Genomic DNA, 19,988 nt, shown 5'->3' with positions numbered 1-19,988 from the left:
TTTGAGGTGCTCATGAAACAAAAAATATTATCACTCAATAGTAGCGATTATTTTATTAGGCCTGAAAATACAGTTACGATAGAAACGCGTGACTTTCAGGAGGATTTTGTTATTCATGACCATAATTTTAATGAGCTTGTTATCGTATTTTCAGGAAATGGATTACATACTTGGAATGGCAATGATTTTCCTATTACTTGTGGTGATCTGTTTTATATTAATGCCGATGATTGCCATGGTTATCATTCGGTAAATAATTTAAAATTGATCAATGTACTGTATAAACCAAATGCATTTCTGATTAAACACGCAATTGAAAAATATATCCTGTTAGAGCATGGATTAAAGTTTTCTCGACATTGGAAATTACCTCCTTCAAGCTTATCGACGTTAACACCTACTATTGAAAAAATAGCACAAGAATGTCAAAAACCGGATATTCCCTCGATACATTTGTGTGAAGCACTATTTTTGCAACTGGCTATTTCTATTTATCGCTTACGCTGTCAGCCTGAAGAAGGCAAAATCAGTTCATTGCATCAGATGGATCAATTGCTTACTTGTTTAAATTTAAGCATTAATGCACCTTTTTCATTAGAAAAATTTGCCCAAGAGAAGATGTGTTCAGCGCGTTCATTACATCGATTATTTAAAGCTAAAACAGGGATGACAGTAATGGAATACTTGCAGCAATTGCGCTTATGTCAGGCTGCATTGTTATTGCGTAGTACGACGTTATCTATTAGTGAAATTGCTGGGCGGTGTGGTTATGAAGACAGTAATTATTTCTCTGCTGTATTTCACAAAAAAATGAATATGACAGCGAGCGCTTATCGACGCGACTTTCTCCAAATTAAAAAATAGAGTGATAGTGAATACACTAACACTCTATGATTTGCGGTTAATCTAAGTAAAAAACAGGTGTTAACTCATTACTTATCGGGCTGTTATCAGGATTGGATGGCATAATATCTGACATATATTTCCACCATTTTTTGCAAACCTCTGTGTTAGCAATATCATCCCAACGAGTTTCTGATTCAATCTCAACATAGCCAAAGAGTAAATTCTTTTTTTTATCTAAAAAAATAGAATAATGGTGTGCTCCATGAGCTTTAAGTGTTTGCGCTAATTCAGGCCAAATATCCTCGTGCCGGCGCTGATATTCTTGATGAGCGCCAGAAGTGATTTGCATAACAAAAGCTTTCTTTATCATAAGGCTACCCTCTAATAAATTGCTTGATATAGTTCGGCTATTTCTTCTAATGTCGCATTCCGTGGATTACCGCCTGTACAAACGTCATTGAATGCCGCTTGGGCAAGAGAAGGAATATCTTCTTGTTTCATTCCAATTTCGCGTAATTTTTCAGGGATCCCAACATCTTTATTGAGAGTAAAAACTGCGTTAATAGCAGAGTCTCTCGCCTGTTTTAGTGAAAGGGAATCCACATTTTCGACACCCATTGAACGAGCAATTTCACGGTATTTTTCATCAGTAAAATCAGCGTTATAAGCCATGATATGCGGCAATAAAATAGCGTTAGCGACACCATGAGGTGTATTATAAAAAGCCCCGAGAGGGTGAGCCATGCCATGAACAAGCCCAAGACCGACGTTTGAAAAACCCATCCCTGCAATGTATTGAGCAAGTGCCATGGTTTCGACGGCTTGAGCATCTCCTTTTACGGATTGCCTTAATGAACGGCCAATCAATTCAATGGATTTGAGGTGCAATGCATCAGTGAGCTCCCAAGCCCCTTTGGTGATATAACCTTCGATGGCATGTGTTAAAGCATCAACGCCTGTTGCCGCCTTTAAGCTCGGTGGCATTGATGCCATCATCAATGGGTCGATAATTGCAACAATTGGGATACTATGTGGGTCGACACAAACAAATTTACGACATTGTTTTGTATCGGTTATTACATAGTTAATTGTTACCTCAGCTGCTGTTCCCGCGGTTGTTGGAATGGCAATAATGGGTACCGCGGGCTTTTGAGTTGGTACAACACCTTCTAAACTGACCACATCGTTATATTGTGGATTATTGAATATGATGCCAATGGCTTTTGCGGTATCTTGTGGAGAGCCTCCACCGATAGCTATCAGATAATCTGCATTAACTTCTTTAAAGCGCTTAAGTCCTTGTTGGACAGTATCAATTGAAGGATTAGGAACAACTGCATCATAAATGTCATAGTCTAATAGAGCGTTATCCAATAATTGGGTTACTTTATCGACGACTTTAAATTTAACAAGGTCATTGTCTGTAACAATTAATGCTTTATTAAATCGACGTTTCTGAATTTCCTCTACGAGGTGAGTAATCGCTCCTTCACCAAAGTATGAGGTTTCGTTTAATACCATTCTATGAGTCATGAATGATCTCCAAATAAATTAAACTGAAAAATGCATTAGCATTAAGCTGCCATACCTAAGCCAACAATATTGGCCGCGAGGATAATCACTAAACAACCGAGACATAAGATTCGGACGGGTTTTTTACCCGTACCTTTCCATTCTTTGAGTACTAAGCCAACGATACCGCCGCAAAGAACATAGAAGCTCATGTGTAACATCCAGCTCATAAATCCGTATTGCGATGGAATATTTGCATGGCCCCATGCATAGAAAAAGAATTGGAAATACCACATGCCGCCACCAAGAATGGCAAATAAGATATTGCTAATTAACAAAACTTTAGGAACGGAAATATCTGCTTTTAAAGAGATATCCTGACGATAAGCTAATCGAATAAAACAGTAACCTAAGTTAACAAGTGCGCCACCACCCATGATGATGACATAGCTCGGTAATGCGACATAAAGAGAAGAAACGCCTTGTGCTGCTGAAGCTTCATGCATTGGAACCGCTGCGCTCATCGCGAATGACATCCCCGCAGAAAAAACACCGCACATGACGGCAAGTAATAACCCTTTTTTAAGGTTAAATTCTTCAGCTTGTACACCGGTGGCTTTTTCTTTAAGTAGTCCCGCATAGGAAACAATTGCGACACCAACCACGGCAACTAATACACCTAAAATAGTTAGCTTTCCGCCTGTAGAGGCAATTAACTCACCAAAAGTTCCCTGAATAATCGGCGTCATTAAGGTACCGACAATTAAGGTAATACCGATGGCAATTCCTATCCCCATCGACATTCCTAAATAGCGCATAGTAAGGCCATAGCCAATATTTCCGACTCCCCACATTGCGCCAAATAGAAATACGGGGATCAGAATATTTGCACTAAAAGAGCTGTAGTAAGCCCAAAAATCAGGAAGTAAAATATAGCTGATGGTCCAAGGTAAAATAATCCACGAAAAAATACCTGCGATAGACCACATGGTTTCCCATGACCAATTTTTTACTTTCTTTAATGGTGCGTAAAAGCAGGCTGCTGAGGCTGCCCCGACAAAATGCCAGAAAATACCGAGTAAAATTCCACTGCCCATGAACTATCCCTCACTGTTATTCTCGTTTTAATTTCTCTGTGGAAAGCTAATCGACATCCACAGAGAAACAGGTTTATTTCAATGCATCAGGCATTGGTGTGACATTGAATCGTTTAGCAAGCGCAATCAAATTTTCGGTTGAAATTGTTTGTTTCTTACCTCCCATTGAAAGTACTTTTACTAGAATTTCAGCGGATTTTTCAGCGGTATCAATCAAGCCAAAAGCATCGTCGAGAGTTGGCCCTGAGCCAAAAATACCGTGGAATGGCCATAACACTAAACCATGTAGTTTCATTTGTTTTGCCGTTTCTAAACCGATCCCATCTGTTCCCGGAACCATCCAAGGCAACACACCAATGCCATCAGGAAATACCACCAAACATTCTGTGCTCATTTCCCATAGATTGCGGGTAAAGGATGCACTATTGAGAGGTAGTACATAACTGAGTGCAATAATATTGGTGGCATGACAATGCATGATGACCCGGTTACTACCATCAGTGACTTGCATACGTGTAATATGTGATTGGAAATGAGCGGCAAATTCAGAGGTTGGGATTGCACCATTCACAAAACCCCAAACAATATGATAACCATGGCCTTCGTTATCAATACGGACAAGGCCTAAGTTATCAGCGGGATCGAGTGCGACATTACGAAAAAATTTACCAGATCCGGTAACAATAAAATATTGATTTGCGAGTTCTTTTACTGGCTCAGTCGCTTGAATATAACGTGGCTCGGCATGAAAAGCGTGTTTAAATGGCATAACATCGTCTTCGGTCAACCGTAAACTAACATTACCGCCATTGCGCTCATCCCAACCTTTAAGCCACATATCATTGGTGGCTTTCTTCATTCCTTGCACAAACCAAGATGCGAGAATATCTTGCATACAATTTACCTTAACGTTTTGATAATATAGAATTTTCGTATTGTTTAACTTCAGTCAGCCATTTTTCGCCAACAGGGACATTATTGCGTTCGCAATATTCATCCCAAACGGCTTGCCATGGCAGGCATTTTTGTTCTTCCAGTAGTGCAAGACGAGCGGTGAAATCGCGATCGATTTCTAATTGGCGTAATCTTGCAGTTGGTTCTAACAGCGCACGAAGTAAGGCTTTCTTCATATTCCGAGTACCAATAACCCAAGCTGCAATACGGTTGATTGATGCATCAAAGAAATCGAGTCCAATGTGTACTCGGTTTTTCAAGTTATGGCGTATGATTTCATTAGCGATGGCTTGTGTTTCATCATCAAGGAGAATGACATGGTCGCTATCCCAGCGAACAGGGCGGCTGACATGCAGCAATAAGCGCTCAACATAAGGGATCACGGCTGAAATTTTGTCAGAAATCACTTCCGTTGGATGAAAGTGTCCAGCATCTAGACAAAGGGCGGTTTTTCGTGTGATGGCATAGCCTAAATAGAATTCGCTTGAACCCGCGGTGTAAGACTCGGCACCTATACCAAATAACTTACTTTCAACTGCATCTATATGGTATTTAATATCAATTTTCTCACTGATTATTTCATCTAGCGATTCCACTAGACGCTGGCGAGGTGCGTAGCGATCGACAGGGATATCTTTCATGCCGTCAGGGATCCAAATATTCATCACAGAAGCGTTGTTTAACGATTCACCAAAATAGGCAGAAATACGACGACATGCTTGGCCATGACCAATCCAATAATCCCTAATTTCTTTATTACTGTGAGTCAGTGTTGCCTCATTACTGAGAGGATGTGAGAAATAAGAAGGATTAAAATCAAGGGCTAACTGGCTTTTTTTAGCCCAATCGACCCAATTAGCAAAGTGGCGTGGTTCTATTTCATTACGCTCAACAGCGGTATCGGCCTCTAAATAAAGCGCATGCAAATTAACGCGTTTAGGTCCTGGAATTAAGCTCATTGCTTTATCCATATCAGCTCGTAGTTCGGTTGCATTGGTTGCTTTTCCGGGGTAGTTTCCCGTAGCTTGAATACCCCCGCTTAGTGCAGTTGCTGATTTTTCAAATCCAGCAACGTCATCCCCTTGCCAGCAGTGCATTGAAACAGGTAAATCTGCCATTGCTTGCATCGCAAGTTCGGTATCAATACCTAAATCGGCAAACCGTTGTTTGGCAACAAGATAACTTTCTTTGTAACTAGACATAAAATGTTTCCTTATAACTTAGCGAGATACGGTAAATAACATCCGTTAATCCGTAATGGTTTTAAATCGTTTCCAAGGTGCATCAAGTGAAAGGTTTTGTGGTTTAAACCAACGAAGCGCGGTATTTTTGGCGATAATTTTCCGAAGAGTTGATACATCTGGGATATCGTTCAGAGCAATTAATTGATACCCAATATTTCCTAAGGTGGAGGCTTCAATAGGACCTGCACTAACAGGGATCCCGCAAGTATTTGCACACAGTTGATTGAGTAAAGCATTTTGACTTCCGCCACCCACAACATGCAGTTTTTGTAATGGCGATTTATTGATATGTTGTAATTCAAGGAAAACTTGTCGATAGAGCAAAGCTAAGCTATCGAATACACAGCGAGTCAGTTCAGCAATCGTATTTGGTATAGGTTGTTGATTTTCCTGACAAGCATCTTTAATTGCGAGGCTCATCGATTCTGGGTTTAAAAATCGAGGATCATTAGGATTGATGAGATAGGTGAATGGTGTAATAGCTTCGACGGATTGAATAAGATTATCAATATCTTGCACGTTGTGCTCAAGACAAATGCGCTGGAATAACCATAATCCCATAATGTTTTTTAGTACTCGGTAATATCCATTTATACCGCCTTCATTCGTGATGTTGGCAGAAAAAGCATTATCACAAATACAAGGGGTTGAGCGCTCAAAACCCATTAAAGACCAAGTTCCTGAGCTTAAATAAGCGCTGTTATCATTAATTAGTGGCGCAGCGATAACCGCGCTTGCCGTATCATGGCTAGCGACTGCGATAACAGGAACATTATGTCCTTGAGGTGTTTTCCAAAATCCAATCGTATTACCTGGTTGTTTAATCTCACCGAATAAATGAGAAGGTAATTGCAAATAATTAATTAAATCTTCATCCCAACGGCCTGTCTGTAAATTAACCAGTTGGCTAGTGGATGAATTGGTATATTCATGGTTAATTTTTCCCGTTAAACGGTATGACAAATAATCTGGAATTAATAATAGATGCTGGGCTTGTTCTAGTATTTGAGGATTAGATTGTTGTAGTGCTTTTAATTGGTATAACGTATTGAAAGGTAAAAATTGGATCCCTGTTTTTTGATAGATACTTTGGATACCCAACTCGGATTGAACTTGTTCCATAACACCTTGAGTGCGATGATCGCGATAGGAATAACTGCGACCAATACGGTTGCCTTCATGATCAAGTAGGACAAAGTCAACTCCCCAAGTGTCGATACCAATGCTGTCAATTGTGATGCCAGACTGTGCTATATGATGTAAACCAACAAGTATTTGGGATTCAAGGTCATCCAGATCCCAATAGCAATGGTTATCTTCCATAATTAAATGATTAGTAAAACGATGGATTTCATCTAAAGATAGTTTTTGATTAGTAACATCATAGCTAGCCAACATCACTCGACCGCTAGAAGCGCCTAAATCAATAGCAACAACATGGCGAATATTCATGATTTAATCTCTATTACTTAATTTATCGCTAAATAATAAAGGTTGAAAAAAATAATCGCGTTTGGCCTAGCGCCATTTAAAAATAAAAATGGCGATATATTCAAAGTCACAGTGATGTTATTCACAGTTCAGGAATAACATCGTATTGTTTAATAAAATTAAATATACGAATAAACCTGTTCATGAATTTTTGATGAATATTATTAATTTTATTTTTAATGCGGAAAGCACAACATAAAAATATTTATATATGCGTAATTTACTTAATGAGAATATTAATGCGAATCCTTTCTATTTGATTTATTTATGCTTGATCTATGAAAATTATTGGTTTTTATACTAGGAATAGCGAATTTTAGAATATTTATGGTTTGGGTTTGAGTTCGTCGAGTTTTTTTATATTGGCATTTGTAGGTGCTAGGACTGAAATTGAATTATAGCTGCGTCATATTAGGATAAGTGGACACTATATCAATATATTTATTGACATAAAACAACCTATCAAATTTCATGATTGATACTATTCATTTAATAAAAAATTCTCATTTCGCATTTTATGGACAGTAAGGTCATTAACTATCAGTGACTTGCTCCTATCCTAATCTGCCTGTTAGAGAATAGGTTTCATATCCTTTTTAGTCTATTGCAATTTAAGTGAGCGAGTTATATATGGCCAATATAAAAGAGAAAGCCGTTGGTTTTGCTCCTCTTACCCGTCGAGGATTTGTTAAAGCAGGAACCATAACGGGTTTAGCAACGGCAGCTGGGGGATTTACGCTGCCTTTCAGTACATTAGCAGAGACCGAGCAAAAAACACCCGCACTAACAGACAATGAAAAAGTTGTATGGAGTGCATGCACCGTAAACTGTGGTAGTCGCTGTCCATTACGCATGCATGTTGTCGACGGTGAAATCAAATATGTCGAAACCGATAACACTGGCAATGATGTCTATGAAGAACTGCACCAAGTACGTGCTTGTTTACGTGGACGTTCAATGCGCCGTCGTGTTTATAACCCAGACCGCTTGCGTTATCCGATGATGCGTGTGGGGAAACGAGGTGAAGGTAAATTTAAGCGGGTGAGTTGGGAAGAGGCTTATGACACCATCGCTAACAACATGAAACGCTTAATCAAAGACTATGGTAATGAGTCAATCTACCTCAATTATGGTACGGGGACGTTAGGTGGCACAATGACACGTTCATGGCCACCAGGATCAACCTTAATTGCTCGCTTAATGAATTGCTGTGGCGGTTACTTAAACCATTATGGTGACTACAGCACCGCTCAAATTGCCGCGGGTTTGAATTATACCTACGGTGGCTGGGCAGATGGTAATAGCCCATCAGACATCGAAAACGCTAAGTTAGTGGTGATGTTCGGTAATAATCCCGGTGAAACTCGAATGAGTGGTGGTGGGGTCACTTATTACGTGGAACAAGCTCGTGAAAAATCCAATGCGAAAATGATCATCATCGACCCTCGTTATACTGATACGGGGGCTGGGCGCGAAGATGAGTGGATCCCTATTCGTCCGGGTACTGATGCTGCGTTAGTGAATGCGATTGCTTATGTGATGATCACCGAGGATTTAGTCGATAAGCCATTTTTGGATAAATATTGTGTTGGCTATGATGAGACGACCATGCCGGCGGGTGAGCCTAAAAATGCTCACTATAAAGCGTATATTTTGGGTGATGGCGCAGACGGTCAAGCGAAAACGCCGGAGTGGGCGGCTGCAATTACGGGAATTCCAGCAGATCGCATTGTCAAATTGGCTCGCGAAATTGGGGCGGCCAAACCCGCTTATATCGTGCAAGGTTGGGGGCCTCAGCGTAGCTCTAATGGTGAATTAACTTCTCGCGCTATTGCCATGCTGGCTATTTTAACAGGAAATATTGGTATTAACGGCGGTAACACTGGGGCACGCGAAGGTTCGTACAGCATTCCATTTGAGCGTATGCCAACCCTAACTAACCCAGTGCAAACCAGTATTTCGATGTTTATGTGGACAGACGCTATCTTGCGTGGCGCGGAAATGACGGCAACGCGTGATGGTGTTCGAGGTAAAGATAAACTGGATGTGCCTATTAAAATGGTATGGAACTATGCGGGTAACTGCTTAGTTAACCAACATTCAGAAATTAACCGTACTCACGATATTCTGCAAGACGAATCGAAGTGCGAAATGATCGTGGTGATTGATAACCATATGACTGCATCGGCGAAATATGCCGATATTTTACTACCAGATTGCACCGCATCTGAGCAAATGGATTTCTGTTTGGATGCATCCGCAGGGAATATGGCGTATGTAATTTTTGCGGATCAAGCCATTAAACCGCGTTTTGAAAGTCGCAATATCTATGAAATGACGAGTGAAATTGCGAAACGTATGGGGGTTGGCGAACAATTTACCGAAAATAGAACCCAAGAAGAATGGCTGCGTCATCTGTATGAGCAATCCCGCGAAGCATTACCGGAATTGCCAACATTTGAAGAATTCAGAGCTCAAGGTATTTTCAAAAAACGCGATCCTAAAGGTCATCATGTGGCTTACCAAAGCTTTCGTGAAGACCCAGTCGCGAACCCGTTAACAACGCCATCAGGCAAAATAGAGATCTATTCTGCGCAATTAGCTGAACTGCAAAATACATGGGAGCTGGATGAAGGGGATGTGATCCATCCATTGCCAGTTTATTCGGTGGGTTTTGAGCAATATGGCGACCCATTAATGGAAAAATTCCCATTACAGCTAACAGGCTTTCACTATAAATCACGTACCCACTCAACTTATGGCAATGTCGATGTTTTGAAAGCGGCTTGCCCTCAAGAGCTATGGATCAACCCACAAGATGCGGCTAAACGTGACCTGAAACAGGGGGATTTAGTCCGTATATATAATGACCGAGGCGAAGTTCGTGTCAAAGTCAAAGTGACACCGCGTATTTTACCCGGCGTGGTTGGTTTGGGGGAAGGGGCTTGGTATGACCCAGATGGAAATAGAGTGGATCACGCGGGAAGTATTAATGTTCTGACGACTCAGCGTCCATCGCCATTGGCGAAAGGGAATCCATCGCATTCTAATCTCGTTGAAGTTACGAAAGTTTAAGGATGTCAGTTATGTCAACGCAATATGGTTTTTATATCGATTCAAGTCGTTGCACTGGCTGCAAAACCTGCGAGTTAGCGTGTAAAGACTTTAAAAATTTATCACCTGAAGTGAATTTTCGCCGAATTTACGAATATGCTGGAGGGGATTGGACGGAGCAAGACGGTGTCTATAAGCAAAATGTTTTTGCTTATTATTTGTCAATTTCGTGTAACCACTGTGATGACCCTGCTTGTGCGAAAGTATGCCCAAGTGGCGCGATGCATAAACGTGAAGATGGTTTTGTTGTTGTGGATGAGGCGGTGTGCATCGGTTGCCGCTATTGCAGCATGGCTTGCCCTTATGGTGCTCCTCAGTTTGATCAAGTTAAAGGCCACATGACCAAGTGCGATGGTTGCTATGAGCGAGTTGCTGAAGGTAAAAAACCGATCTGTGTGGAATCTTGCCCATTGCGAGCATTGGATATGGCGCCGATTGAAGAACTTCGCGCTAAATATGGCAATTTATCTGAGATAGCCCCATTACCCTCAGCGGAATATACCCATCCGAATATTGTTTTAAAACTGAATGCCAATAGTAAACCTGTCGGTGATACGACAGGACATCTGGCTAACCCGGAGGAAGTTTAATATGGGTGCGGGAATTCATGAATGGCCATTGATGTTTTTTACCGTCATTGGTCAAAGTGTTGCAGGTGCATTTGTTGTGATGGCGGCGGTACTGTTAAGCGGAAAATTATCCCCTGAACTGAATCGTAAAGTGCATTATAGCCTATTTGGTTTGTGGCTCTTAATGGGGATTGGTTTCCTATTATCCACTCTGCATATGGGCACACCATTGCGTGCATTCAATGCGTTTAATCGCCTAGGCACTTCTTCACTGAGTAATGAAATTGCCAGTGGAGCACTGTTCTTTGCATTAGGCGGCTTGTATTGGCTATTAGCGGTATTAAACAAAATGCCAGCTGCACTTGGAAAACTATGGCTAGTAGTGGTTGCGGTATTGGCAATTGTTTTTGTGGTAGCGACATTCCGTGTCTACCAAATTTCGACAGTGCCAACATGGAATAACCATTACACCATGTTTAACTTTGTGTTAACGGCATTCCTAGGCGGTCCTATTTTGGCTGCATTGTTAATGCGTGTTGCCGGATTTGATTTGCAGTGTATTCGCCGTGTTCCGGCTATCAGCGTGATTGCTTTATTAGCGAGTGCTGCGGTAGCAATTTCTCAAGGTTTTGATTTAGCAAGCATAGAAACATCTGTGCAAAGAGCCACAGATTTAGTGCCTAATTATGGTTTCTTAATGGATATCAAAATTGTGGCAGTTGCTATGGGGCTAGGGTGTTGGATCATGCCAATGATTGCAAAACGTAATCCCTCTGTACTGAGTTTAGGGGTGGGTGTTTTGTTAGTACTGGCTGGTGAGATTATAGGGCGCGGCGTATTTTACGGTTTACATATGACAGTCGGTATGGCTGTGAGTTAAATTAATAACAAGGCTTAGCAGAAGGTTACTAAGCCTTGTTTTTATAGCTTTTTATTAAAAATAAGCAATGGATTACACACCATGAACGAACACACTTTAAATGATATTTCTGTAACGGCTCGGATACTGGGTGCAGTATTTTATTATTCACCAGAGCAAGTGCCCGATATTATTACATTACTGGGATCAGGTGAGTGGGTGACTGATTGGCATTACGGTTCCATGGCGCAAAAACAAGCGATTGCAGCTAAAATGGCAACGATACATCGCGATGATAATGAAACCTTAAATGAGGCTTATCAACGCCTATTTATCGGTCCCTACGCATTACCATCACCCCCTTGGGGATCAGTGTGGCTCGATAAAGAAAATGTGCTCTTTGGAGGCTCTACATTACAACTGCGTGAATGGATGAAAGAGAACCATATTGATATTCATTTAACGCAGAATGAGCCTGAAGACCATTTCGGTTTACTTTTGATGATGGTGGCCTGGGTTGCGGAACATAATCCTGAAAAACTCTCAGAATTATTGGGGCAACATATTTTTCCTTGGGGTTTTTTGTATTTAGATAAAATGCAAAAACAAGCGCATTCACCGTTCTATACTAGCCTTGCCCAATTAGCGTCTTTGACGCTAACAGGTTGGCAGCAATTATTGAATATTGAAGCGGATAAAAAGTTAATTTATTATCATGCATAAAACGCTTATCGAAACTCAATAAGCGATTTTAATTGTTTACCGTCTTTGGTGTAATTGGTCGGTGATAGCCATGATTTTATTGATTGGTTAATTGCAGGCCATTCGGAATCAATGATTGAAAACCAATCTGTATCACGATTTCGGCCTTTCACGACGAGTGCATTTCTGAATCGTCCTTCAAATTGGAAACCAAGACGTAAAGCAGCACGGCGAGAAGGTTCATTTAAGCTATTACATTTCCACTCATAGCGTCGATAACCTAAAATATCAAATAGGTATTTCATCAATAGCCAATGCGCCTCAGTTGCCATGGTTTTGCCGCTTAATAATGGTGAAAAGTGTACGTGTCCCACTTCTGCAACACCATTTATTGCATCTATTCTCATTAGGGCAAATACACCAATATACTGATTGGTTTTTTTATCTTTTATTGTATAAAACAAAGGGTCATTTTTTTGACATTGTGTTTCTATCCACACTTTATATTCAGATAGATCACGAGGTGCTTCATTAGGCAACCATGTCCAATTTCGAGTGTCCGTTAACTGAGAAAAGGAAGAATATAAACTTTCAGCATGCGCTAACGACAGGGGCTCAACTTGGCAGTAATCACCATCAAGACAAATTCTTTCTGGCGATGGTCTTGGTAGCCAATTTTCTAATAACTGGCCTACAGGTTGTCCAAATTCATTTTTATACTGCATCGTTATTTACCCCTCGAATGGTGATTGTTTTACTACAATATTCTAATAATAATCGAGTGGAAAGACCCACTTTAGCTAGAGTGTGAAGGGCCAATTGAATAAAGTTAAATTTTGCCGAAAGATAGTTGTGATACCAATTTATTCAGACTCATATAATAAATAATTTCTTAAGTTAGGCGTTGACAAAAAAGACACTGATTATAGAATAACTCGCGATTGGTCTTAAAGACTCGTAAGCGTTTACGTTAATCAACGCATATAACTTTTTTGTACTAACAGTTATGTGCTGTGCGTACCGTTTAATTATGGAGTCTCTGATGTCATACCAAGATAAAAACTACGTTTTAGGTATTCCTAAATTTCCTGCTAGAGCAATGATTTTTCTTGTTCCTTTCTTTTTATCCCTTGTCATGAGTGGTATCGTTGCTTTAATTAGCACGATTCGAGCATTAGGTTTTACATCTGATGTTTTAACGCCTTGGCTCAGTTCCTGGGGTCTTTCGTGGATGATTGCATTTCCGACTGTATTATTTGTATTGCCTATTGCAAGACGAGTTTCTTTAATGTTGGTTAAATCTAATTAGTTATTATGCCATCCAATAGAGGATGGCATAAATAAGTGACTCTGAGACTTATAACTTTATGAGTTAAATTTATTTTTTGGTTGGATCTTAAATTCTTGTTGCTGATATATACCCCATTGGTTTTTTAATCCAAGGGAAAATGCAATTTTGTCTTGGTCTTGAGTTAATATCATCCTTGCCATACTATCATTGAATATATTCGATTTTTTATCTAAATATCTTATTTCTGAGTAAGTAATAGGTTCAACCACACCTTTATTCTCAAATGAACGTCTATTGCCATTTTTATACTCTTTTTGGTTGATTTTATCTAATGAAAGGGAACTCTCATAGTCACTATTCCATGCCATAATGACAGAGGCATTGATGTCGTTAAAAAATTTAAGTCCAAGCTTACTGGTATTTCGAAAAAAATGATTTTGGATTAACTCAAGTAAACCAATAGTATTACTAAATAAAGTGTCTTTTTTATATGTATAGAGTTCATGAAGTTTATTCATCATGTCAGATAGAGATCTGCAATCGAGAATGTTATTCTCAATTATAAATTTTTCTAGTTTATCGGCATCGACTGAATCGGGTGTATTTTTAACGATCAATTTTTTCAATAATATGGTTTTTTCATCAATAGTTATTTCTTTGCTATCAATGTAATTGAAAATATCAGTTTTATGTTTATTTTCATTTAGGATGTTTTTCCAATAAGAGAAGTAAACATCTTCTTTATTATTACTCCATTGAGGGACTTGGCTGAGAGCAAAAGTAAGGTCATCCAAAAGTTGTTTTAGACATCGATAAAGATACGGTTTTGAAAAATAATCAGGATCAAAATCACGCTTTACAAGGCCCAATTGGCGATTAAATTTAGCGATCGTTTCGACATTTGCATTTGGTTTTATGGATTTAATAAATTCATAGGTAGCGAGTTGTTGGTGACTGAAGCCATATATTGCCACCATTGAGTGTTCATTTTTATCAGGAAATCGATTCTGCGTTATATTGAGGATTTTATCTTTAATAGTGTTTTTTAAATCATTAAGTTCGTTGATTTCTGTTATTTCTGGTTCGCTAAATTCTAGGGCGGGTAGTTTATCTTTTATATTATTTAAACTTATTGTATCTACTAAATTATTTTTTGGTAGTAACCAATTTTTTGGTATTTTATTGATGCTGCCTATATTTGTAGTTGCTAATGACTTTGACGTATTATTTTGCGATTGAATTAATGGCATATTTATCACCTGAAAAATATTAACGAATCTTTTAATTAATATTATATTCATTTATTATCTAAATCTTGCAAGAAATGATATTTTAATAAAGGTATTTGTTGTTATGATGCCAGAGGTTAGAGGGTAATCCTTAAATTTAATTACTTAACTTAAATTCCCTCATTTTTAATCATCAATATTTAATAATCTTTCAAATTGTAACATTTGATCTAAATCAATTTAACAATAAATACTCTATTAGTAGTATTTGTAATCGTTGTTTAACTACTCAGTTAATATTAATTAAACATTTATCTTCATATTAATTGATTTTAGGCAATATCTAATCATATTGGACTGATATCCTCTCATCGATTTATACAAAAAAGATAAAGAGGTTAGCAATGAACGTTAGTCGCAGAAAGTTTTTCAAAATCTGCGCTGGCGGGATGGCAGGTACAACTGTAGCTGCGTTAGGTTTTATGCCTGGAATGGCAATGGCCAATGTACGTGAAAATAAATTACTAAGGTCTAAAGAGACTCGTAATACTTGTACTTACTGTTCTGTCGGTTGTGGGTTACTTATATATAGCATGGGCGACGGCGCCATGAATGCTAAATCCGCTATATTCCATGTTGAGGGTGATTCTGACCACCCTGTAAACCGTGGCGCATTATGCCCGAAAGGGGCAGGGCTGCTGGATTATATACAAAGCGAAAATCGTTTACGTTACCCTGAATACCGAGCTCCAGGCTCAGATAAATGGGAACGCATAAGTTGGGATGATGCTTTCTCGCGTATTGCACGCTTAATGAAAGATGATCGTGATGCCAACTTTGTTGAGAAAAACAAACAAGGAACTACGGTAAACCGTTGGTTATCAACAGGAATGCTCTGTGCATCTGCTGCAAGTAACGAAACGGGTATGCTAACTCAAAAATTTGCACGATCGCTCGGAATGTTAGCGGTCGACAACCAAGCGCGTGTCTGACACGGACCAACGGTAGCAAGTCTTGCTCCAACATTTGGTCGCGGTGCGATGACCAACCACTGGGTTGATATTAAAAATGCCAACGTTATCGTTGTCATGGGCGGAAACGCTGCGGAAGCTCATCCTGTTGGGTTTCGCTGGGCGATAGAAGCAAAAAATAATAATGATGCAACACTGATTGTTGTCGATCCGCGTTTCACGCGTACCGCATCAGTGGCAGATCACTACGTGCCGATCCGTTCAGGTACGGATATTACTTTTTTATCAGGCGTACTGCTTTACCTGATTGAAAATAATAAAATTAATGCTGAATATGTTCAGAATTACACTAATGCGGCTTTAATCGTTAGAGATGATTTTGATTTTAACGATGGCTTATTCAGTGGTTATGATGCTGAAAAACGTCAGTATGACAAAACCAGTTGGAACTACAAGTTTGATGAGAATGGTCATGCATTACGCGATGATTCATTACAAGACCCTCGTTGTGTTTGGAATCAACTGAGAAAACACGTCTCACGTTACACTCCCGATGTCGTCGAAAATATTTGTGGTACACCAAAAGCAGATTTCCTCAAAGTATGTGAAATCTTAGCAACCACCAGTGCGGCAGATAAAGCCGGGACTTTCCTGTATGCATTAGGTTGGACGCAACATACGGTTGGTGCTCAAAATATTCGTACAATGGCAATGATCCAGCTGCTGCTGGGTAATATGGGGATGGCGGGTGGGGGTGTTAACGCCTTACGCGGCCACTCAAATATCCAAGGTTTGACGGATTTAGGTTTGCTTTCAACAAGCTTACCGGGCTACTTGACGTTACCTTCTGAAAAACATCTGACGGTTGATCATTATCTAACCGCGAATACGCCAAAAGCAACCTTGCCAAATCAGGTTAATTACTGGAGTAACTATCCTAAATTCTTCGTCAGCTTGATGAAGTCTTTTTATGGTGATGCTGCTCAGCAAGAAAACCAATGGGGCTTTGATTGGTTGCCTAAGTGGGATCAAGCTTATGATGTCATGAAGTATTTTGACATGATGAGTAAAAATGAGGTGACCGGTTATATTTGCCAAGGCTTTAACCCTGTCGCGTCATTCCCAGATAAAAACAAAGTGGTTAGCAGTTTAAGTAAATTAAAATACTTGATCGTTGTTGACCCGCTAGTAACTGAAACGGCTAGCTTCTGGCAAAACCACGGTGAAATGAATGATGTTGATAGTGCATCGATTCAAACTGAGGTATTCCGTTTACCATCGACATGCTTTGCAGAAGAAGATGGCTCAATTGCGAACTCAGGTCGTTGGTTACAATGGCACTGGAAAGCAGCTGATGCCCCAGGTGAAGCTCGCAATGACGGGCAAATCCTGACCGGTATTTTATACAAAATCCGTGAGCTGTATGAGCAAGAAGGTGGTAATGGTCGTGAGCCATTGATGCAGATGCGTTGGGACTACAAACGTCAATTCCATCCTGAATCAGAAGAAGTTGCAAAAGAGAATAACGGTGTTGCACTGGTTGATCTCTATGATGCCGATGGCAACTTACAAGCGAAAAAAGGTGAGTTACTGAGTTCCTTTGCGCTGCTACGTGCTGATGGTTCAACGGCTTCATCTTGTTGGATTTATACAGGTAGCTGGACACAAAAAGGCAACCAGATGGCTAATCGTGATAACAGCGACCCATCGGGTATTGGTAATACGCTGGGTTGGGCATGGGCATGGCCTTTGAACCGCCGCGTTATTTACAACCGTGCATCTTGTGATACCAAAGGTAAGCCATGGAATAAAGATTGTGTGCTTATTGAATGGGATGGCAAAAAATGGGTAGGCAATGATATCCCAGACTTTAATGGCTCTGCGCCAGAAGTGGGAACCGGTCCATTTATTATGCAACCTGAAGGTTTAGGCCGCCTATTTGCTATTGATAAAATGGCAGAAGGACCTTTCCCTGAGCATTATGAGCCATTTGAGACGCCATTAGGCACTAACCCATTACATCCAAATGTAGTCTCTAACCCTGCTGCGCGAATTTTTGATGAAGACAAGAAACGTCTTGGCGATCATAAAGAATTCCCATATGTAGGTACGACTTATCGCTTAACTGAGCACTTCCATACTTGGACTAAGCATGCTCGCCTGAATGCGATTGCTCAACCAGAGCAATTTGTTGAAATCAGTGAGACTTTAGCGAAAGCCAAAGGAATTGCATTGGGTGACCAAGTGAAAGTCAGTAGTAAGCGGGGTTTCATTAAAGCTGTTGCTGTGGTAACACCTCGACTACAAACGCTAATCGTAGATGGAAAACCGATTGAAACGGTTGGATTACCGATTCACTGGGGCTTCGAGGGTAAAACACAAAAAGGCTTTATTACCAATACGTTGACGCCATCTGTGGGCGATGCTAACTCTCAGACACCTGAGTATAAAGCATTTTTAGTTAACATTGAGAAGGCGTAAGGGAGGGAACTATGTCCATGCAATCTCAAGACATCATTAAACGTTCCGCGACCAATAGCATTACGCCTCCACCACAGGCACGCGACGACAAACTTGAAGTCTGTAAGTTAATCGATGTGTCATCCTGTATAGGCTGCAAGGCCTGTCAGGTGGCATGTTCAGAATGGAATGATATTCGTGACGAAGTCGGCCATTGTGTTGGGGTGTATGATAACCCAACCGATCTAAGTGCAAAATCATGGACGGTAATGCGTTTTAGTGAAACCAGTGAAAATGGCAAACTAGAATGGTTGATCCGTAAAGATGGCTGTATGCACTGTACCGATCCCGGCTGCTTGAAGGCCTGCCCATCGGCGGGGGCAATCATTCAGTATGCTAATGGTATTGTGGATTTCCAATCAGAGCATTGCATCGGTTGTGGTTACTGTATCGCCGGTTGTCCGTTTAACATTCCACGATTAAATCCTAAAGATAATCGTGTGTACAAATGTACGTTGTGTGTTGATAGGGTTAGCGTTGGTCAGGAACCTGCTTGTGTGAAAACGTGTCCGACAGGTGCTATTCGTTTCGGTACTAAGAAAGAAATGTTGGAATACGGCTCTGAACGCGTGGCTAAATTACAAAAACGCGGCTATGCAGAAGCGGGAATATACGATCCTGAAGGCGTAGGGGGTACACACGTCGTTTACGTGCTTCATCATGCGGATAAACCACAGCTATATCATGGATTGCCAAAAGACCCGCAAATTGATACGCCAATCAATCTGTGGCAGGGCGTCCTGAAACCACTGTCTGTAGTGGGCTTTATAGCGACTTTTGCCGGACTCATTTTCCACTATGTGGGGATTGGACCTAATAAAGAAGTGGATGATGAAGAGGAGACAGATGACCATGAGTAAAAAGAGCAAAATGATTGTTCGGACAAAATTTATTGACCGCGCATGTCACTGGACTGTTGTCATCAGCTTCTTCTTGGTTGCTTTATCGGGTATCGCGCTATTTTTCCCAACGCTAAAATGGTTGACGGAAACCTTTGGTACACCACAAATGGGACGAATTCTTCACCCATTCTTTGGTGTATTAATCTTCATTGTCTTAATGTTTATGTTTGTCCGTTTTGTCAAACATAACATACCGGATAGGCAAGATATTCCGTGGTTTAAGAATATTATCGAAGTATTAAAAGGTAACGAGCACCACGTAGCAAATGTCGGTAAATATAATGCCGGTCAAAAAATGATGTTCTGGAGTATCATGAGTCTAATTTTTGTACTCTTGGTAACGGGTATCATTATTTGGCGTCCTTACTTTGCTGATTTATTCCCTATGTGGATGATCCGCTGGAGCCTGCTGATTCACGCTGTCGCGGCTATTGTTCTTATCCATGCTATTTTGATCCATATGTACATGGCATTTTGGGTCAAAGGCTCTATCAACGGTATGGTGGAAGGTAAAGTCAGCCGTCGCTGGGCAAGAAAGCATCACCCGCGTTGGTATAAAGAAGTTGAAGCGCAAGAAGCTGAAGAAGAAAAAACAAAGTCGTAACGTTTTCTTTGGCGAGTGTGCGTAAAGAGTAAAAGCCACTTCATTAATGAAGTGGCTTTGTTTTTTTGTATGGTTTCATTCTA

General features: G+C 40.3%; 17 protein-coding genes. 9 read left to right on the top strand and 8 right to left on the bottom strand.

The window, feature by feature from the left end:
• Positions 1-12: 12 nt before the first annotated feature.
• The gene (locus tag M998_RS04370; RefSeq protein ID WP_068442385.1) at positions 13-864 is read left to right on the top strand and encodes a helix-turn-helix domain-containing protein; all 852 of its coding nucleotides are present in this window, start codon (positions 13-15) and stop codon (positions 862-864) included.
• A gap of 37 nt (positions 865-901) precedes the next feature.
• Here the strand turns inward: M998_RS04370 and rhaM are convergent, their stop codons facing one another.
• The 6 genes from rhaM to rhaB form a co-directional block, all read right to left on the bottom strand.
• Positions 902-1,216: an L-rhamnose mutarotase gene (gene rhaM / locus M998_RS04365; RefSeq protein ID WP_068907723.1), complete on the bottom strand. Its 315-nt coding sequence runs from the start codon at positions 1,214-1,216 to the stop codon at positions 902-904.
• Between the two features lie 11 nt (positions 1,217-1,227).
• Positions 1,228-2,379, bottom strand: a complete 1,152-nt coding sequence (gene fucO, locus M998_RS04360; RefSeq protein ID WP_068907721.1) for a lactaldehyde reductase — start codon at positions 2,377-2,379, stop codon at positions 1,228-1,230.
• Between the two features lie 41 nt (positions 2,380-2,420).
• Positions 2,421-3,455 carry an L-rhamnose/proton symporter RhaT gene (rhaT, locus tag M998_RS04355; protein WP_068442397.1) on the bottom strand — a complete coding sequence of 345 codons (1,035 nt, stop codon included), beginning with the start codon at positions 3,453-3,455 and terminating at the stop codon, positions 2,421-2,423.
• Between the two features lie 73 nt (positions 3,456-3,528).
• Positions 3,529-4,350 carry a rhamnulose-1-phosphate aldolase gene (gene rhaD, locus M998_RS04350; RefSeq protein WP_068442400.1) on the bottom strand — a complete coding sequence of 274 codons (822 nt, stop codon included), beginning with the start codon at positions 4,348-4,350 and terminating at the stop codon, positions 3,529-3,531.
• Between the two features lie 10 nt (positions 4,351-4,360).
• A complete protein-coding gene (locus tag M998_RS04345) occupies positions 4,361-5,611 on the bottom strand; it encodes an L-rhamnose isomerase (protein WP_068907719.1) in 1,251 nt (416 codons plus the stop codon).
• Between the two features lie 45 nt (positions 5,612-5,656).
• Positions 5,657-7,105, bottom strand: a complete 1,449-nt coding sequence (gene rhaB / locus M998_RS04340) for a rhamnulokinase (RefSeq protein ID WP_068907717.1) — start codon at positions 7,103-7,105, stop codon at positions 5,657-5,659.
• Positions 7,106-7,774: 669 nt separating this feature from the next.
• On the opposite strand from rhaB, the gene dmsA reads away from it, so the two are divergent.
• The 4 genes from dmsA to dmsD all read left to right on the top strand — a co-directional run bounded on the left by dmsA (position 7,775) and on the right by dmsD (position 12,409).
• A complete protein-coding gene (gene dmsA / locus M998_RS04335) occupies positions 7,775-10,219 on the top strand; it encodes a dimethylsulfoxide reductase subunit A (RefSeq protein WP_068907715.1) in 2,445 nt (814 codons plus the stop codon).
• 11 nt (positions 10,220-10,230) lie between these two features.
• Positions 10,231-10,848, top strand: a complete 618-nt coding sequence (locus M998_RS04330) for a DMSO/selenate family reductase complex B subunit (RefSeq protein ID WP_068442410.1) — start codon at positions 10,231-10,233, stop codon at positions 10,846-10,848.
• A gap of 1 nt (position 10,849) precedes the next feature.
• A complete protein-coding gene (locus M998_RS04325) occupies positions 10,850-11,707 on the top strand; it encodes a DmsC/YnfH family molybdoenzyme membrane anchor subunit (protein WP_068907713.1) in 858 nt (285 codons plus the stop codon).
• Positions 11,708-11,788: 81 nt separating this feature from the next.
• Positions 11,789-12,409, top strand: coding sequence for a Tat proofreading chaperone DmsD (gene dmsD / locus M998_RS04320; RefSeq protein ID WP_068442416.1), 621 nt, complete (start codon positions 11,789-11,791; stop codon positions 12,407-12,409).
• Positions 12,410-12,414: 5 nt separating this feature from the next.
• Here dmsD and M998_RS04315 read toward each other — a convergent pair whose 3' ends face one another.
• Entirely contained in the window at positions 12,415-13,113 is a 699-nt protein-coding gene (locus M998_RS04315) for a GNAT family N-acetyltransferase (protein WP_068907711.1), read from the bottom strand.
• 317 nt (positions 13,114-13,430) lie between these two features.
• Between M998_RS04315 and M998_RS04310 the strand changes: the two genes are divergently transcribed.
• Complete coding sequence (locus M998_RS04310) at positions 13,431-13,697, top strand: DUF2798 domain-containing protein (protein WP_068442421.1); 267 nt, start codon at positions 13,431-13,433, stop codon at positions 13,695-13,697.
• Positions 13,698-13,753: 56 nt separating this feature from the next.
• On the opposite strand, the gene M998_RS04305 is transcribed toward M998_RS04310, so the two are convergent.
• On the bottom strand, positions 13,754-14,929 hold the full coding sequence (locus tag M998_RS04305; protein ID WP_068907709.1) for a hypothetical protein: 1,176 nt from the start codon (positions 14,927-14,929) through the stop codon (positions 13,754-13,756).
• Between the two features lie 383 nt (positions 14,930-15,312).
• Here M998_RS04305 and fdnG point away from each other — a divergent pair, with 383 nt between their 5' ends.
• The 3 genes from fdnG to fdnI are packed head-to-tail and all read left to right on the top strand — an operon-like array spanning position 15,313 to position 19,905.
• Positions 15,313-18,360 carry a formate dehydrogenase-N subunit alpha gene (gene fdnG / locus M998_RS04295; RefSeq protein ID WP_111750961.1) on the top strand — a complete coding sequence of 1,016 codons (3,048 nt, stop codon included), beginning with the start codon at positions 15,313-15,315 and terminating at the stop codon, positions 18,358-18,360.
• Positions 18,361-18,371: 11 nt separating this feature from the next.
• On the top strand, positions 18,372-19,259 hold the full coding sequence (gene fdxH, locus M998_RS04290; protein ID WP_166696242.1) for a formate dehydrogenase subunit beta: 888 nt from the start codon (positions 18,372-18,374) through the stop codon (positions 19,257-19,259).
• A complete protein-coding gene (fdnI, locus tag M998_RS04285) occupies positions 19,252-19,905 on the top strand; it encodes a formate dehydrogenase-N subunit gamma (protein ID WP_068907708.1) in 654 nt (217 codons plus the stop codon). Before fdxH ends, fdnI begins: the two co-directional genes overlap by 8 nt.
• The last annotated feature ends 83 nt before the right edge of the window (positions 19,906-19,988 follow it).

The organism is Providencia heimbachae ATCC 35613, from assembly GCF_001655055.1.
GTDB lineage: Bacteria > Pseudomonadota > Gammaproteobacteria > Enterobacterales > Enterobacteriaceae > Providencia > Providencia heimbachae.
The sequence above is the reverse complement of the archived record's forward strand: the minus strand, read 5'-3'. Positions and strand labels throughout refer to the sequence as shown.

Excerpts from the sequence above, each read along its gene's own strand:
- M998_RS04345 (WP_068907719.1), bottom strand. The coding sequence starts at position 5,611 with ATGTCTAGTTACAAAGAAAGTTATCTTGTTGCCAAACAACGGTTTGCC.
- M998_RS04330 (WP_068442410.1), top strand. The coding sequence starts at position 10,231 with ATGTCAACGCAATATGGTTTTTATATCGATTCAAGTCGTTGCACTGGC.
- fdnI (WP_068907708.1), top strand. The coding sequence starts at position 19,252 with ATGAGTAAAAAGAGCAAAATGATTGTTCGGACAAAATTTATTGACCGC.
- M998_RS04305 (WP_068907709.1), bottom strand. The coding sequence starts at position 14,929 with ATGCCATTAATTCAATCGCAAAATAATACGTCAAAGTCATTAGCAACT.
- rhaM (WP_068907723.1), bottom strand. The coding sequence starts at position 1,216 with ATGATAAAGAAAGCTTTTGTTATGCAAATCACTTCTGGCGCTCATCAA.
- rhaT (WP_068442397.1), bottom strand. The coding sequence starts at position 3,455 with ATGGGCAGTGGAATTTTACTCGGTATTTTCTGGCATTTTGTCGGGGCA.
- M998_RS04315 (WP_068907711.1), bottom strand. The coding sequence starts at position 13,113 with ATGCAGTATAAAAATGAATTTGGACAACCTGTAGGCCAGTTATTAGAA.
- rhaD (WP_068442400.1), bottom strand. The coding sequence starts at position 4,350 with ATGCAAGATATTCTCGCATCTTGGTTTGTGCAAGGAATGAAGAAAGCC.
- dmsD (WP_068442416.1), top strand. The coding sequence starts at position 11,789 with ATGAACGAACACACTTTAAATGATATTTCTGTAACGGCTCGGATACTG.
- rhaB (WP_068907717.1), bottom strand. The coding sequence starts at position 7,105 with ATGAATATTCGCCATGTTGTTGCTATTGATTTAGGCGCTTCTAGCGGT.
- fdxH (WP_166696242.1), top strand. The coding sequence starts at position 18,372 with ATGTCCATGCAATCTCAAGACATCATTAAACGTTCCGCGACCAATAGC.
- M998_RS04325 (WP_068907713.1), top strand. The coding sequence starts at position 10,850 with ATGGGTGCGGGAATTCATGAATGGCCATTGATGTTTTTTACCGTCATT.
- dmsA (WP_068907715.1), top strand. The coding sequence starts at position 7,775 with ATGGCCAATATAAAAGAGAAAGCCGTTGGTTTTGCTCCTCTTACCCGT.
- M998_RS04370 (WP_068442385.1), top strand. The coding sequence starts at position 13 with ATGAAACAAAAAATATTATCACTCAATAGTAGCGATTATTTTATTAGG.
- fucO (WP_068907721.1), bottom strand. The coding sequence starts at position 2,379 with ATGACTCATAGAATGGTATTAAACGAAACCTCATACTTTGGTGAAGGA.
- M998_RS04310 (WP_068442421.1), top strand. The coding sequence starts at position 13,431 with ATGTCATACCAAGATAAAAACTACGTTTTAGGTATTCCTAAATTTCCT.